The 14,857-nt window shown below is 61.2% G+C and carries 14 protein-coding genes; 5 read left to right on the plus strand and 9 right to left on the minus strand.

Translation table 11 applies throughout. The features are described 5' to 3' along the window. Positions 1 to 84 precede the first annotated feature (84 nt). Positions 85 to 2,700 (plus strand): DNA mismatch repair protein MutS, encoded by a 2,616-nt coding sequence (gene mutS / locus DKT77_RS09900; RefSeq protein WP_109811596.1) that lies wholly within the window; start codon positions 85 to 87, stop codon positions 2,698 to 2,700. A gap of 1 nt (position 2,701) precedes the next feature. On the opposite strand, the gene DKT77_RS09905 is transcribed toward mutS, so the two are convergent. Further along, a complete protein-coding gene (locus DKT77_RS09905) occupies positions 2,702 to 3,304 on the minus strand; it encodes a nucleotide exchange factor GrpE (protein ID WP_109811537.1) in 603 nt (200 codons plus the stop codon). An 11-nt stretch (positions 3,305 to 3,315) separates the two neighbouring features. Then, positions 3,316 to 4,386 (minus strand): heat-inducible transcriptional repressor HrcA, encoded by a 1,071-nt coding sequence (hrcA, locus tag DKT77_RS09910; RefSeq protein WP_109811538.1) that lies wholly within the window; start codon positions 4,384 to 4,386, stop codon positions 3,316 to 3,318. Between the two features lie 90 nt (positions 4,387 to 4,476). On the opposite strand from hrcA, the gene rph reads away from it, so the two are divergent. The 4 genes from rph to DKT77_RS09930 are packed head-to-tail and all read left to right on the plus strand — an operon-like array spanning position 4,477 to position 7,304. Next, on the plus strand, positions 4,477 to 5,190 hold the full coding sequence (gene rph / locus DKT77_RS09915; RefSeq protein ID WP_109811539.1) for a ribonuclease PH: 714 nt from the start codon (positions 4,477 to 4,479) through the stop codon (positions 5,188 to 5,190). Continuing rightward, positions 5,187 to 5,798: an RdgB/HAM1 family non-canonical purine NTP pyrophosphatase gene (gene rdgB, locus DKT77_RS09920; RefSeq protein ID WP_109811540.1), complete on the plus strand. Its 612-nt coding sequence runs from the start codon at positions 5,187 to 5,189 to the stop codon at positions 5,796 to 5,798. Before rph ends, rdgB begins: the two co-directional genes overlap by 4 nt. After that, a complete protein-coding gene (hemW, locus tag DKT77_RS09925; protein WP_109811541.1) occupies positions 5,785 to 6,948 on the plus strand; it encodes a radical SAM family heme chaperone HemW in 1,164 nt (387 codons plus the stop codon). The genes rdgB and hemW overlap by 14 nt, the downstream gene beginning before the upstream one ends. Before the next feature lie 2 nt (positions 6,949 to 6,950). Then, positions 6,951 to 7,304 (plus strand): YbaN family protein, encoded by a 354-nt coding sequence (locus DKT77_RS09930; protein WP_109811542.1) that lies wholly within the window; start codon positions 6,951 to 6,953, stop codon positions 7,302 to 7,304. Here DKT77_RS09930 and DKT77_RS09935 read toward each other — a convergent pair. From DKT77_RS09935 to hemJ, 7 genes are all read right to left on the minus strand, one after another. Continuing rightward, a complete protein-coding gene (locus DKT77_RS09935; protein WP_109811543.1) occupies positions 7,279 to 8,175 on the minus strand; it encodes a ParB/RepB/Spo0J family partition protein in 897 nt (298 codons plus the stop codon). The two genes, DKT77_RS09930 and DKT77_RS09935, sit on opposite strands and share 26 nt — an antisense overlap. 10 nt (positions 8,176 to 8,185) lie before the next feature. Beyond that, entirely contained in the window at positions 8,186 to 8,986 is an 801-nt protein-coding gene (locus DKT77_RS09940; RefSeq protein ID WP_109811544.1) for a ParA family protein, read from the minus strand. Further along, positions 8,979 to 9,593 carry a 16S rRNA (guanine(527)-N(7))-methyltransferase RsmG gene (gene rsmG / locus DKT77_RS09945; protein WP_109811545.1) on the minus strand — a complete coding sequence of 205 codons (615 nt, stop codon included), beginning with the start codon at positions 9,591 to 9,593 and terminating at the stop codon, positions 8,979 to 8,981. Before rsmG ends, DKT77_RS09940 begins: the two co-directional genes overlap by 8 nt. Further along, positions 9,586 to 11,457: a tRNA uridine-5-carboxymethylaminomethyl(34) synthesis enzyme MnmG gene (gene mnmG, locus DKT77_RS09950; protein ID WP_238547783.1), complete on the minus strand. Its 1,872-nt coding sequence runs from the start codon at positions 11,455 to 11,457 to the stop codon at positions 9,586 to 9,588. The genes rsmG and mnmG overlap by 8 nt, the downstream gene beginning before the upstream one ends. A gap of 3 nt (positions 11,458 to 11,460) precedes the next feature. Next, a complete protein-coding gene (gene mnmE, locus DKT77_RS09955; RefSeq protein ID WP_109811546.1) occupies positions 11,461 to 12,744 on the minus strand; it encodes a tRNA uridine-5-carboxymethylaminomethyl(34) synthesis GTPase MnmE in 1,284 nt (427 codons plus the stop codon). Between the two features lie 19 nt (positions 12,745 to 12,763). Continuing rightward, positions 12,764 to 14,047 (minus strand): transcription termination factor Rho, encoded by a 1,284-nt coding sequence (rho, locus tag DKT77_RS09960; RefSeq protein ID WP_420798310.1) that lies wholly within the window; start codon positions 14,045 to 14,047, stop codon positions 12,764 to 12,766. Between the two features lie 136 nt (positions 14,048 to 14,183). Beyond that, positions 14,184 to 14,636: a protoporphyrinogen oxidase HemJ gene (hemJ, locus tag DKT77_RS09965; RefSeq protein WP_109811547.1), complete on the minus strand. Its 453-nt coding sequence runs from the start codon at positions 14,634 to 14,636 to the stop codon at positions 14,184 to 14,186. Positions 14,637 to 14,857: the final 221 nt, after the last annotated feature.

A 14,857-nucleotide genomic window follows, 5' to 3' on the forward strand; every position in this document is an offset into this window, starting at 1 on the left:
ACATTTTCAGGTTTTTCCCCCGCCCCCGGTGGATTACACCGCCGGGAGTGTCCGCAAACAGGGTCAGGGGCCGCCATGACGCCGATGATGGCGCAGTATCTGGAAATCAAGGCCGCGCATCCGCACGCGCTTCTGTTCTACCGGATGGGCGACTTCTACGAGATGTTCTTCGACGACGCGGTCGCGGCAGCGGCAGCGCTGGACATTGCGCTGACAAAGCGCGGCCAGCACGAAGGCGCGGACATCCCCATGTGCGGCGTGCCGGTGCATTCGGCCGAAAGCTATTTGCAGACATTGACGCGCAAGGGTTTCGTCGTCGCGATCTGCGAGCAGCTCGAAGACCCGGCCGAAGCGAAGAAGCGCGGCTCGAAATCCGTGGTCAAGCGCGGCGTTGTGCGGCTGGTCACGCCAGGCACCCTGACCGAGGACAGCCTGCTGGACGCGCGACGGCACAATTACCTTGCCGCGTGGTCGCTGATCCGGGACGAAGGCGCCCTGGCCTGGGCCGACATGTCCACCGGCGAGGTCGTGGTCGCGCCCTGCGCTCCCGTGGCGCTGGGTCCGCTGCTTGCCCGCCTGTCGCCTTCGGAACTCCTGTGCGTCGCGGCGCAAGAAGGCATGCTGCGTGAAATGACCGATGCGGCGGTGTCGGTTCTGGGCGCAGCGAGCTTCGACAGCACCAACGCCGATGCACGGCTTTGCGCACTTTATGGCGTGAAAACGCTGGATGCGTTCGGCGGTTTCACCCGCGCCGAGGTGTCGGCGCTTGGCGCGCTGGTGGACTACCTCGACCTGACACAGAAGGGAAACCTGCCGCTGCTGCGCCCGCCTGCCCGTGAAGCGGTGGGCGGCGCGATGCAGATTGATGCCGCGACACGGCGAAATCTGGAAATCAGCCAGCGCCTTTCGGGCGGGCGCGACGGGTCGCTGCTAGCCGTGATCGACCGGACCGTGACAGCGCCAGGCGCGCGGCTTCTGGACAGGCGGCTTGCCGCACCGTCCTGCGACCTGGCCGAAATCCGCAGCCGCCACGATGCGATCGAGGTGCTTCTGGGCGACGGGCGGCTGCGCGATGACCTGCGCGCCGCGCTGCGCCGGGTACCGGACATGGACCGCGCGCTGGGGCGGCTGTCGCTGGATCGGGGCGGTCCACGCGACCTGGCGGCGCTGCGCGACGGGCTGGCCGAGGCGGAACAGGTGGCGCGCCTGCTGGACCGGGACGGGATGCCCGACCGGCTGACCGAAGCCACCCGCGGGCTGACAGGACATGACCGGCTGCGCGGCCTTCTCGACGCCGCCCTCGTCGCCGAGCCGCCGCATCTTGCCCGCGACGGCGGTTTCATCGCGCCAGGCCATGATGCGGCGCTGGACGAGGCGCGCACCCTGCGCGACGAAGGCCGCGGCGTGATCGCCGGCCTGCAGGCCGAGTATGCTGAAACCGCCGGGATCGGCACGCTGAAGATCAAGCACAACAACGTGCTGGGCTACTTCATCGAAACCACCGCCACCCATGCGGGCAAGATGATGGCGCCGCCGCTATCCGAGACGTTCATTCACCGGCAGACCACGGCCAGCGCAGTGCGCTTCACAACCGTGGAACTGTCGGATCTCGAGCGGCGCATCCTGAACGCAGGCAGCCAGGCGCTGGAGATCGAAAAGCGTCACTTCGCGGCGCTGCGTGAGGCAGCTGTCGCCGCGGGCGCCAGCATCGGAATTGCGGCACGCGCGCTGGCCGAGATCGACCTGACCGCTGGACTGGCGGATCTGGCCGCAGGCGGCGACTGGTGCCGCCCCCAGATGGACGACAGCCGCAGCTTCGAGGTCGTCGCCGGCCGCCACCCCGTGGTGGAGGCGGCGCTGCGACGGGAAGGCGGTCAAGGCTTCGTGGCCAATGATTGCACTTTGACGGCCGACGAGGACGCGGCGATCTGCCTGCTGACCGGACCGAACATGGCCGGCAAATCCACGTGGCTGCGGCAGAATGCACTGATTGCCCTTCTGGCTCAGGCCGGCGCGTTCGTGCCGGCTCGCTCGGCGCGGCTGGGTCTTGTCTCGCAGTTGTTCAGTCGGGTCGGTGCAGCCGACGATCTTGCGCGCGGTCGGTCCACCTTCATGGTCGAGATGGTTGAAACCGCCGCGATCCTGAACCAGGCAGACGCGCGGGCACTCGTGATCCTTGACGAAATCGGGCGCGGCACCGCGACCTATGACGGGCTTTCGATCGCCTGGGCCACGCTGGAACACCTGCACGACACGAACCGCTGCCGCGCGCTTTTCGCCACCCACTACCACGAACTGACCGCACTGGCCGACAAACTGCCAGGCGCGGCCAATGCCACGGTGTCGGTCAAGGAATGGGAGGGCGACGTGATCTTCCTGCACGAAGTGCGACCCGGCGCGGCGGACCGCAGTTACGGCGTGCAAGTGGCGCGGCTTGCGGGCCTTCCGCCCGCTGTGGTCCAACGGGCGCGCGCAGTTCTCGACACGTTGGAGCGCAACGACCAGGAAACCGGCGGGCGAAGGCCTGTCATCGACGATCTGCCGCTGTTCGCTGCCCCGGCACCGCCCCCCGCGCCAACGACCCTTCCAAGGGAGGACCCGCTGCGTCGCCGGGTGGACGATATCCAGCCGGACCAGATGACACCGCTTGAAGCGCTGTCGATCCTGTACGAATTGAAGGGGTTGGCGAAGCCCGGCTAGATCAGCCGGGGTTCGATGACACGCCGACCTGCGCGGGTCGCAGCAGCCGGTCATGGAGCAGGAAGCCAAACGCCATCACCTCGATGATCTCGCCCTGCTTTGTGCCGGGCAGCGGCGCTTCGAACATCGCCTGGTGCAATTGCGGGTCGAACTTGTCGCCCTTCTGCGGCGCGACCTGCGTGATGCCATGCTTGCCGAAGATGTTGGTCAGCTCCCGCAGGGTCAGCTCCACCCCTTCCAGCAAGGCCTTGTCCTGTTCGCGCTGTTCGGGCGTCGCCGCGGCCAGCGCACGCGACAGGTTGTCGAACACCGGCAGCAGATCGCGCGCCAGCTTGGAGCCGCCATAGTTCTCGGCCTCGCGGCGGTCCTTGTCGCTGCGCTTGCGCGCGTTCTCCGCATCGGCCAGCGCCCGCATGAACCGGTCGCGCAATTCGTCGCGCTCGGCTTTAAGCGCGTCGATTTCACCGCGAATGGCGTCATCCTGCGCGGCATCGAAGTCGGCCGCGCCTTCGGCAAGGGCGTCGATATCGACGGGCGGTTCGTCACCTGCCGCGGACAGGATGTCCTCGAGGTCGGTGATGTCCTTCTTTTTCGGGTCCGCCATGTCCACTCCTTCTAACTGCGGTCGGAAATAAGCTTTCCGACAAGCTGGGCGGTGTAGTCCACGATCGGGACGATCCGGCCATAGTTCAGCCGGGTCGGACCGATGACACCCACCGCGCCGATGATCTTTCGATCTGCGTTCATATATGGGCTGACCACCAGAGAGGAACCCGAAAGTGAAAAAAGCTTGTTCTCGGAGCCGATAAAAATGCGCACACCTTCGCCCGCCTCGGTCAGTTCGAGAAACTCGGCGATGTCGCGCTTGCGCTCCAGGTCGTCAAACAGGCTGCGAATGCGCTCCAAGTCTTCCTGCGATTGGGAATCAAGCAGGTTGGACCGGCCGCGCACGATCAGCCGTTCGCTGCCCTCGGCCAGTTCGCTGCCGCTTTCCCATACGGCGAGCCCTGATTCGACCAGTTCCTTGGCAAGCCCGTCGATCTCGCGGCGGCGGCGGGTGATTTCGAGTTCGATCACGCCGCGCAACTCGCTCAGCGTACGGCCCTCGGCCAGTGCGTTGAGGAAGTTCGCCGCCTCCCGCATGGAAGATGGCGTCTGCCCTGGTGGTGGCGTGAACACCCGATTCTCGACATGACCATCGGCGAACACCAGCACCACCAGCGCACGGTCCGCAGCGAGGCTGACGAACTCGATATGCTTGATCGGCGCTTCGTGCTTTGGGGTCAGAACCAGGCTCGCGCCATGCGTCACACCCGACAGCGCGGCACCGATATTGTCCAGCATCGCGCCAACATCGGACCCGTTCTTGCCCATTGTCGCGTCGATGCTCTCACGGTCCTGAAGCGTCAGGTCGTCGATTTCCAGGAACCCGTCCACGAACATGCGCAGGCCCTTCTCGGTCGGAATACGGCCCGCAGAAACGTGGGGCGAACCAAGCAGCCCCATGTATTCAAGGTCTTGCATCACATTTCGAATCGTCGCAGCGCTAACCTTCTCGCTCATGGAGCGGGTCAGCGTGCGCGAACCCACCGGATCGCCGTTGTTCAGATAGCTTTCGACGACCCGCCGGAACACTTCGCGCGACCGATCATTCAGGTCCTGCAGCAGGGAAGCATCCTCACTCATTGTCACCGTCCTTGGTGGCGCGTTTCTCAAGGGTTGAACTACACCACCAGTGAAAGATAAGGGACCGCGACCCCAACGCAAGGATTTGTCATGCGCCCTTCCGGACGAAAGCTCAATGAACTTCGCCCCGTGACCATCGAGACAGGTGTGACACGGCACGCCGAAGGGTCCTGCCTGATCCGCATGGGGGACACGCATGTGCTGTGCACCGCATCGCTTGAGGACCGTGTTCCGCCCTTCCTGAAAAACACGGGCCTTGGCTGGGTGACGGCGGAATACGGGATGCTGCCCCGCGCCACGCACAGCCGGATGCAGCGCGAGGCGAAGCGCGGACAATCGGGCCGCACGCAGGAAATCCAGCGCCTGATCGGCCGCAGCCTGCGCGCCGGCCTTGATCGCGTGGCCCTTGGTGAGCGGCAGATCACCATCGACTGTGACGTAATCCAGGCTGATGGCGGCACGCGCTGCGCGTCTATCACCGGCGGCTGGGTCGCGCTGCGGTTGGCGGTGAACAAGCTGATGAAAGCGCGCGAGGTGCTGACTGACCCGCTGGTGGACCCGGTCGCTGCGGTCAGCTGCGGGATCTATGCCGGGCAGCCGGTTCTGGACCTCGACTATCCCGAGGACAGCGAGGCCGGCACCGACGGCAATTTCGTGATGACCGGGTCGGGCAAACTGATCGAGGTGCAGATGTCGGCCGAAGGCGCGACCTTCAGCCGGGACCAGATGGTCCAGCTTCTGGATCTTGCCGAAAGGGGCGTTGCCGGGCTGGTAGCCGCCCAGCATGAGGCCGTGGGCGCATGACTGCGCTTGGCCCACGCATGGTCATCGCGTCCCACAACGCGGGAAAGATCCGCGAGATCCGGGCGCTGATGGAGCCCTACGGGATCGAGGTGCAGTCTGCGGCGGAACTTGGGTTCGAGGAACCCGAAGAGACGGAAGACACATTTGCGGGCAATGCCCGGATCAAGGCGCACGCCGCCGCCCAAGCTTCTGGCCTGCCCGCACTGAGCGACGACAGCGGCATCACCGTTGACGCGCTGGATGGCGCGCCCGGCGTCTATACGGCGGATTGGGCGGAAACCCCGAACGGCCGCGATTTCCCGATGGCGATGAAAAAGGTCTGGGACCTTCTGGAAGACAGTTGTGCCCCCGAACCGCGGCTTGCACAGTTCCGCTGCACGCTTTGCGTGGCTTGGCCCGACGGGCGCGACATGCTGTTCGAAGGCATCGTCGGCGGGCGGCTGGTCTGGCCGATGCGCGGCGCGCAGGGCTTCGGCTTCGATCCGATCTTCCTCCCCGACGGCGAGACCGAAACGTTCGGCGAAATGGACCCGTCCCGCAAACACGAGATGAGCCACCGCGCCGACGCTTTCGCCAAGCTGAAGGCCGGGCTTCTTGACCGCGGCTGACTGGGAAGCGGGGGGCTTCGGCCTTTATATCCACTGGCCTTTCTGCGCCGCGAAATGCCCCTATTGCGACTTCAACAGCCACGTCACCGCGCGGGTGGACCACGCCCGATGGCGCGATGCATACCTGTCGGAGATCGACCGTAGCGCCGACCTGACCGGCGGGCGCGTCCTGCGCACCGTGTTCTTCGGTGGCGGCACGCCCAGCCTGATGGACCCTGCGGTCGTGGCCGAAATCATGGCCCGTGTGCGCAGTCGCTGGCCCGTCGCGAACGATCTGGAGGTCACTCTCGAAGCCAACCCAACGTCGGTCGAAGCCGCGAAATTCCGCGCCTTCCGCGATGCCGGGATCAACCGTGTGTCGATGGGGATACAGGCACTGAACGACGATGATCTTCGGCGGCTCGGACGGATGCACAGCAGCGCAGAGGCGATTGCCGCTTTCGATGTCGCGCGCAGCATCTTCAACCGGGTAAGCTTCGATTTGATCTATGCCCGCCAGGGCCAGACGTTGGACAGCTGGCGGGACGAGCTGTCCCGCGCACTGGCACTCGCTGTCGATCACCTGTCGCTATACCAACTGACGATCGAGCCGGGCACGGCCTTCGGGGATCGCCACGCGCGCGGCACCTTGCGCGATTTGCCCGGGGATGATTCTGCCGCCGACATGTTCGACCTGACGCAAGACCTTTGCGCGGCGCAGGGGATGCCAGCCTACGAAGTGTCCAACCATGCCCGCGACGGGGCCGAAAGTCGTCACAACCTGATCTATTGGCGCTATGGCGATTATCTTGGCATCGGGCCTGGCGCACATGGCCGCGTCACCCAGCAGCCGGGCGGACGCATGGCGACGGAAACCCACCGCCAGCCCGGCGCATGGCTGGCATCGGTAGAGAGAAACGGCAACGGCTCGTCGCTGACGGAACCCTTACCCCTGCCCGACCAGGCCGCCGAATACCTGATGATGAGTTTGCGGCTTGACGAAGGCACCGATTTGACGAGGCTGCATGCACTCGGGCTGACACCCGCGCGCGATACACTGTCACATCTGGCGGACCTTGGCCTGATCACCGCCGCGGACGATCGCCTTCGAACCACCTTGCAGGGCCGACGCGTGCTGAACGCGATCCTGCGAGAGCTTCTTGCGGAGTAGCCATGCGCCTGTTCTGGACCTTTGCCGGACTGATCGCCGTGGCCATCGGTCTGGTGGGCATCGTCGTGCCCCTGCTGCCGACGGTCCCGCTGATGATCCTCGCGGCGTTCTGCTTCGGCAAATCCTCGCCCCGGCTGCACGACTGGCTCGTCGATCATCCGGTCTATGGCCCTCATATAAGGGACTGGCGGACGCACGGAGCAATCCGCGCCCCGGCAAAGCGGATCGCGACCGTTTCGATCTTCGTCGCATTCGGAATTTCGGTCATGCTGGCCGTTCGGCCCAGCATCCTAGCAATTCAAGCGGTCGTCCTGATCGCCGTGCTGACGTTCATATGGTCCCGGCCGTCGGCGTAAGGCTGAGAAGACGACACAGTTCGTCCAGCTGGTCCAGGGATTTATAAGCGATTGTTATTGTTCCATTTTCTTGACCTTCGCGGTGATTGACCGCGACCTTCATGCCAAGATTGGCACTCAGGTCCTGCTCCAGAGCGCGGGTGTCGGCGTCCTTGTCGCTGTCATTGCTGCGGCCGCCCTTGGCTTGCGCAGGTGCGGGCCCACTTTTAGCGAGTTTTTCGGTGTCGCGCACCGACAACCCTTTTTCTACCACGATCCGGGCCAACTTAAGCGGGTCATCGGTCGGAATAAGTGCGCGTGCGTGCCCCGCGCTGAGGCGCCCATCAATCATCAGCGACTGAACCTCGGGCGGAAGGTTGAGCAGACGCAACAAGTTGGCAATGTGGCTGCGGCTTTTACCAAGCGCCTCAGCCAACCGTTCCTGAGTATGACCGAAACGGTCCATCAATTGCCTATACCCGGCAGCTTCCTCGACCGGGTTGAGATCGGCCCTCTGAATATTCTCGATGATCGCAATTTCGAGGACTTCGGTATCGTCCAGGTCACGGACCAGAACCGGCAAGTCGTGCAACTGCGCCATCTGTGCGGCGCGCCAACGTCGTTCACCCGCGACGATCTGAAACTCATTGTCGCGCCCCGGTGACGGACGCACGATCAACGGCTGGATCACACCCTTCTCACGAATCGAGTTCGCGAGATCCGTCAGATCGGCCTCCTGAAAGCGGCGACGCGGTTGGTCAGGGTTGGGCGAGATCTGTTCGATCGGAATTCGCCGCTCCGCCGCTCGAGGCGGGTTGCCCTGCTCGGGCACGGACACGTCGGCCATCAACGCGGACAGGCCCCGGCCCAGGCCTCTTTTTTCCCTGTTCATTCTTTCCCCCTCAAGCCGCAACAGATGCATGTCGCGCTAGTATTTCTTCCGCCAATGCAGTGTATGCCAGACTCCCTTTCGAAGCCGGATCGTAGTCGAGAACCGGAATCGCATAGGACGGCGCCTCACTAACCCGGACGTTCCGCGGCACGATGGTTCTGAAAACCAACTCTCCCAACGTCTCCCGCGCATCAGCCTCGACCTGCTGCGCAAGACGGTTGCGCTGATCGTGCATCGTCAGAAGGACACCTTCAATCCGAAGCGCGGGATTGGCGGTCTGGCGAATCTCCCGGATCGTCAACATGAGTTGCGACAGGCCCTCGAGAGCGAAGAACTCGCTTTGCAGCGGGATCAGAATGGAATCCGCAGCGACCATGGCGTTGACGGTCAGAAGGTTCAGCGACGGCGGGCAGTCGATCAATACGAAATCCACGTCAAGCGCGGACAGTTGATCGCTCCGCAAGATATCACGCAACAGGAAGCTTCGCCGCTCATTCGCCACAAGTTCAATGTCTGCTGAACTCAGGTCCGTGGTCGCCGGCGCGATCACGACACCCGGAACGTTTGATTGCCGCACAACATCTGCCAGCAATGCGCCGTCGATCAACAAGTCGTAGGTTGTTGCAATACGATCTTCAATGTTGATGCCGATCCCGGTGGACGCGTTCCCCTGGGGGTCAAGATCAACGATCAGGCATCTTGAGCCGCGCTTTTCAAGCGCAGCGGCAAGATTGATGGTCGTAGTTGTTTTTCCGACACCGCCCTTCTGGTTGGCGATTGCGATGATCCGGGCGGGAGACTCTTCAGGCACGGCGCAGTGCTCCGATCTTGTAAATGACAGCGTTGGGATCGGTACAACTGGTAATGACTTCGCGGTCAAATCGCCAGTTCTTTTCCGCCTCGGTACACTCTTTCTCGTGCTGCGCCCCCTTTTGGAACAGCATCGTTCCGCCCTCGGCCAAATGGCGGTCGGCAAATTCAAGCAGCTTGCTCAGCGGCGCAAGTGCACGCGCACTAAGAACATCCGCCTCAAGCGGCTGAGCGGACTCAATGCGATCCGTGAGAACTGTGAAGGGGACAGCTGTTTCACGTGAAACAGCCCTCAGAAAGACCGCTTTGCGCTGATCACTTTCCACACAAGTGACCCTGAGCTGCGGCGCAGCCTCCGCTGCCAGAATGGCGATCACGGCGCCCGGCAGACCACCGCCAGACCCAAGATCCACCCAGTTCCTAGTCCCTTCAGGGCGCAGGTCAAAAATCTGGGCCGAATCGGCAATATGCCGTTCGTAAAGATTGGAAATGGTGCCCGGCGCAACAAGATTGATCTTGCGAGTCCACTTCTTCAGAAGCCCAGCGAAGATCTCAAGCCGCTCGGTTGTTTCACGTGAAACATCGCCGAGCCCCGCCGCATTATGCATGTTTCAGCAGCGGTCGGATCCGCGACAGCAACAGCGCGAGCGCGGACGGCGTCATTCCCTCGATCTGCGCTGCCTGCGCCAGCGTAGCTGGACGGTGCACCTCAAGTTTCTGCCGAACTTCGTTGGAAAGACCGACTACCGCAGAAAAGTCGAACCCTCGGGGAATGACCATCCCCTCTTCCCGCTTCAGTATGGCCACGTCGCGCTCTTGCCGCTCAAGATATTTCGAATACAGCGCGTCGCACCACAGTTGATGTTGGATCGCCTCGGGAATCGCCGCGTGCTCTGGATTCAACGCGATGATCTGCGCGAAGGAAACGTTCGGGAACGAAAGAAGATCGAGACTGGTACGGCGCCCACCATCGGCGCTTATCGGGATTCCCGCCGCCATTATATCACGTGGAAGCCACGTTTCCGCTTCAAGCACTGTCCGGTAGTGCGCCAGCAAGCCCATTTTCTCTTTGAAGTGTGTAGCACGCTCAACGGCAACGCAACCGAGGGTCATCGCACGCGGGGTCAGACGCTGGTCTGCGTTATCCGCCCGCAGTGCAAGACGGAACTCCGCCCGTGAAGTAAACATCCGGTAAGGTTCTGCAACCCCCCTGCTGGTAAGGTCATCGATCATAACCCCAATGTAGCTGTCGCTACGGCTGAACAGCTCCGGCGCCTCCCCTCGCGCACAGCGCACCGCGTTCAGGCCCGCGACAAGTCCCTGTGCGGCCGCCTCCTCGTATCCCGTGGTTCCGTTGATCTGGCCGGCGAGAAAAAGGCCGGGACGGGTCTTGAGCTGCAAATCAAGCCCGAGCGCGCGCGGATCGACATAGTCGTATTCGATCGCGTAGCCCGGCTGAAGGATTTCGGCCCTCTCCAAGCCCTTCATCGACCGGACATACGCCAACTGGACGTCGGCAGGCAACGAAGTCGATATGCCATTTGGATACACCGTGTGATCGTCAATGCCCTCAGGTTCCAAAAAGACCTGGTGGCTGTCCTTGTCTGCAAACCGGACGATCTTGTCTTCGATAGATGGGCAGTATCGCGGCCCGGTCCCCTCAATTCGTCCGCCATACATTGCCGATTTATCGAGGTTTTTCCGGATTATCTCGTGCGTTTCTGCGTTTGTGTAGGCAATCCCACACTCCACCTGCCGCGTCGATATCTTCTTTGTCAGGAAAGAAAAGAATGTCGGATCATCGTCTCCGGGCTGGGATTCCAAACAAGCCCAATCAATCGTTCGCCCATCAAGGCGCGGTGGCGTTCCCGTTTTCAGACGCCCCATCGGAAGACCCATGTCTCGGAACCGCTTGGCTAATTGGTTCGACGGACTTTCGCCCATACGACCAGCCTGGAATGATTCGTCCCCGATGTGGATAACGCCTCCAAGGAAGGTCCCGGTCGTCACCACAACGGTCGACCCATAGAGAGTGTGGCCAGAGGCAAGGACAACACCATTCAGGGCATCCCCCTCAAGCAGAAGGTCCGCGACCTCGCCCTCTAGCAGGTCCAGCCCTGGAAGAAGTCGGAGTTCCCGCTGCATCTCCTCGGCATAGATTTTTCGGTCGCTCTGCGCCCGCGGACCTCGCACTGCAGGTCCTTTTCTGCGATTCAGCAGCCGAAACTGAATCCCGGCCTTATCCGCCACACGCCCCATGACGCCGTCGAATGCGTCAATTTCACGAACAAGGTGCCCCTTGCCCAGACCACCAATTGCTGGATTACAAGACATGACGCCGATTTTCGATATATCCAGAGTCACAAGCGCGGTTCGCGCCCCCATGCGCGCAGCAACGTGAGCTGCCTCGCATCCTGCATGGCCACCGCCAATCACTATGACGTCGTAGCGATCATGTTTCACGTGAAACATCCTTCATTTGCCAAGGCAGAAGTTCTTAAAAATCGAATCGAGCAAGTCTTCTACATCAACCTTCCCGACCAATGCATCAAGAGCGGATACAGCCTGCCGGAGATCTTCGGCCAAAAGTTCTGTTTGCTCTGTTCCAATCTCGACCAGCATCAGCACGTGTTCAAGTCTCTCGTTCGCACGTTTCATCGCTATGCGGTGGCGCTCCTGGGTTGCGACGCCGGCTTGACTCGCTTTCTGCTGAAGTGTTGCCGTAATCTGTGCCAGCAGTTCGGAGACACCTTCTCCTGTCTTGCCGGATATCCCAGCCGACCCACCAGTCAGGTCCGACTTTCCACGCAGAACGATATCATCCGGTTCCGGCATAAAATGATCGGTGACGCGACCGTCCGTGAGGAAGACCCGAATATCCGCTTGTTCGGCCCGCTTGAGTGCCCGCGCAATACCCAGCGTTTCAACATGATCGTTGGTATCCCGCAGCCCTGCCGTATCGAGGAACGTCACAGGCAGTCCACTAAGATCCATGCGAACTTCAATGACATCGCGTGTCGTTCCCGCAATATCCGAGATCAGCGCCGCGTCCCGACCCGCCAGAGCATTGAGCAGCGTCGACTTCCCGATGTTTGGGGGCCCGATTATGGCGACCTCAAACCCGTCCCGGACACGTTCCGCCGCAGAGATCCCAGTGAGTTCGACTTGAAGGTCTTCCTGAACGGAACGCATCAGCGTAGCGACCTCCGCCGTCACATCATCCGGCACATCCTCGTCCGAAAAATCAATCGTAACTGCCAGAAGCGCCATTGCATGAACCAATTGCTCGCGCCACCGTGCGACCTTGGCGCCCAGTGCTCCTTCGAATACGCGGACGGCAAGACGCCGCTGCGCCTCAGTTTCCGCATCAATGAGATCGGCCAGGCCCTCAACCTCCGTGAGGTCCATGCAGCCGTTCTCAAGCGCGCGGCGGGTGAACTCTCCCGGTTCAGCCAATCTGAAGTCGTCCAAGTCCGCCAAGGCCTTCAGCACTGCGGCGACGATGGCGCGGCTACCGTGAAGATGGTATTCAACGCAATCTTCTCCGGTAAAACTGGCGCCCTTCTCGAACACCAGAACCAGCGCGCAATCAATGAGATGATCGTTCGCATCGGTCAGCCGACAAAGGCTTGCGCGGCGGGGTGCCGGTACGCGGCCACACAAATGCAATGCGGACTTCCAAGCATCAGGCCCGGATACACGGACCACTGCAACGCCCGCTTTGCCCTGCGCTGTCGCTAAGGCATATATAGTATCCATAACAAGACGCTCAACTACATCAAGTATTCATTGAGTCAAAGAATTCCGAATTCGTCTTGGTTTGCTTCAACTTGGACAGGAGGAACTCGATGGCATCGGTAGTGCCCATCGGGTTCAGAATACGCCGCAAAATGAACGTTTTCTGCAGGTTCATCTTGTCAATCAGCAGATCTTCCTTGCGGGTTCCCGACTTCATGATGTCGATGGCCGGATAGACCCGTTTGTCGGCAATCTTGCGGTCCAGAACGAGTTCGGAGTTACCGGTGCCTTTGAACTCCTCGAAGATCACTTCATCCATGCGGCTGCCCGTATCGATCAGCGCGGTCGCGATGATGGTCAGCGATCCCCCCTCTTCAATGTTCCGCGCGGCACCGAAGAAACGCTTGGGCCGCTGCAGGGCATTGGCATCGACACCGCCGGTCAGCACCTTGCCGGAACTTGGAACCGTCGTGTTGTAGGCGCGGCCAAGGCGCGTAATGCTATCCAGCAGGATCACCACATCGCGCTTGTGTTCCACAAGCCGCTTTGCCTTCTCGATCACCATCTCGGACACGCCGACATGCCGCGAAGCGGGTTCGTCGAAGGTGGAGCTGACGACCTCCCCCTTCACGGAACGCTGCATGTCGGTGACTTCCTCGGGGCGCTCATCGATCAGCAGAACGATCAGGTAGCATTCCGGGTGGTTCCGCTCGATCGACGCCGCGATGTTCTGGAGGATAACCGTCTTGCCGGTACGCGGCGGGGCCACGATCAGCGACCGCTGACCCTTGCCGATGGGCGCGACAAGATCGATAACACGCGCCGTCTTGTCCTTGATCGTCGGATCCTCGATTTCCAGCTTCAGACGCTCGTTCGGATAAAGCGGCGTCAGGTTATCGAAGTTGATCTTGTGGCGCGCACGCTCCGGGTCTTCGAAATTGATCTTGGACACGCGGGTCAGGCAGAAATACCGTTCCGTGTCGCGGGGCGCCTGGATCACTCCCTCGATGGTGTCACCCGTCCGCATGGAAAACTGCCGGATCATATCGGGCGACACGTAAATGTCGTCCGGACCGGGCAAATAGTTCGCTTCCGGTGACCTCAGGAAACCGAACCCGTCCTGAAGGACTTCAAGAACGCCATCGCCCGAAATTTCCCAACCCTCGTCCGCGCGTTCGCGCAGGATCTGGAACATCATCTCGCCCTTGCGCATGGTCGATGCGTTCTCGATGTCGAGCTCCTCGGCCATGGCGAGGAGATCCTTGGGGCTTTTCGCCTTCAGGTCGGACAGGTTGAGACGCTCTTGGGACACAGCGATGTTCATGGATCAGCCTTCACCGCGCAGTTTCACGCGGGCCTTCGGAAAATGGGGAGAGAGAACACGGACGGACGCCCGCGATATCGCGATAAGCTGTTTCCGCTGCCGAGTCAATCAGACCCCTCGCAGAGGTTTCAGTCCATCAAAACGGCTTCACGATAACGGAAATGACGATAAGCACCATCAGAAGGGTCGGAACTTCGTTCATCAACCGGTAGTCGCGACCAGACCGAGTGTTTGATCCGCTCGTGAATTCCTTCCGGCGACGACCGCACCAATGGTGGAACCAGGTCATCCCCGCAATACCGACAAGCTTGGTGTAGGGCCACACCGAGGCCCAGTCGACGATGCCAGGTGTCACCACCATAAGCAAACCGAAGACGTAAGCTGCAATCATCGACGGGTTCATGATCAGCCGGTACAGCTTGAGTTCCATCGTCTGGAACAGACTGTCGGTATCGCTTCCTACATCAACCCGCTCGACATGATAGACGAACAGCCGCGGCAGATAGAACAGGCCCGCCATCCAGGCAATTACCGCCATGACGTGAAACGACAGGATCCATGGATAGTAAGGGGAAAGAAGATCAAACATGAGGCGCTCCGGATGGCCCGACCAACTAACAATATAGAAGAATGAAAGAAAAGATGATGATGACAGTAGAGCGGTGGACTATGTGGATTACCGGTCTGCTCACAGAGTCATCCCATGTGGATTTCAGTCGGGTGAGACACCAGCGCTTGAACTATGCATCAATTAAATTAAATGATATCAGATAGATAATTTTCGAACTTCATGTAAAGCCTGTGGATAAC

The sequence above is a fragment of the Meridianimarinicoccus roseus genome (genome assembly GCF_003172915.1).
Lineage (GTDB): Bacteria > Pseudomonadota > Alphaproteobacteria > Rhodobacterales > Rhodobacteraceae > Meridianimarinicoccus > Meridianimarinicoccus roseus.

Excerpts from the sequence above, each read along its gene's own strand:
- mutS (WP_109811596.1), top strand. The coding sequence starts at position 85 with ATGATGGCGCAGTATCTGGAAATCAAGGCCGCGCATCCGCACGCGCTT.
- DKT77_RS09905 (WP_109811537.1), bottom strand. The coding sequence starts at position 3,304 with ATGGCGGACCCGAAAAAGAAGGACATCACCGACCTCGAGGACATCCTG.
- hrcA (WP_109811538.1), bottom strand. The coding sequence starts at position 4,386 with ATGAGTGAGGATGCTTCCCTGCTGCAGGACCTGAATGATCGGTCGCGC.
- rph (WP_109811539.1), top strand. The coding sequence starts at position 4,477 with ATGCGCCCTTCCGGACGAAAGCTCAATGAACTTCGCCCCGTGACCATC.
- rdgB (WP_109811540.1), top strand. The coding sequence starts at position 5,187 with ATGACTGCGCTTGGCCCACGCATGGTCATCGCGTCCCACAACGCGGGA.
- DKT77_RS09930 (WP_109811542.1), top strand. The coding sequence starts at position 6,951 with ATGCGCCTGTTCTGGACCTTTGCCGGACTGATCGCCGTGGCCATCGGT.
- DKT77_RS09935 (WP_109811543.1), bottom strand. The coding sequence starts at position 8,175 with ATGAACAGGGAAAAAAGAGGCCTGGGCCGGGGCCTGTCCGCGTTGATG.
- rsmG (WP_109811545.1), bottom strand. The coding sequence starts at position 9,593 with ATGCATAATGCGGCGGGGCTCGGCGATGTTTCACGTGAAACAACCGAG.
- mnmG (WP_238547783.1), bottom strand. The coding sequence starts at position 11,457 with ATGTTTCACGTGAAACATGATCGCTACGACGTCATAGTGATTGGCGGT.
- mnmE (WP_109811546.1), bottom strand. The coding sequence starts at position 12,744 with ATGGATACTATATATGCCTTAGCGACAGCGCAGGGCAAAGCGGGCGTT.
- rho (WP_420798310.1), bottom strand. The coding sequence starts at position 14,047 with ATGAACATCGCTGTGTCCCAAGAGCGTCTCAACCTGTCCGACCTGAAG.
- hemJ (WP_109811547.1), bottom strand. The coding sequence starts at position 14,636 with ATGTTTGATCTTCTTTCCCCTTACTATCCATGGATCCTGTCGTTTCAC.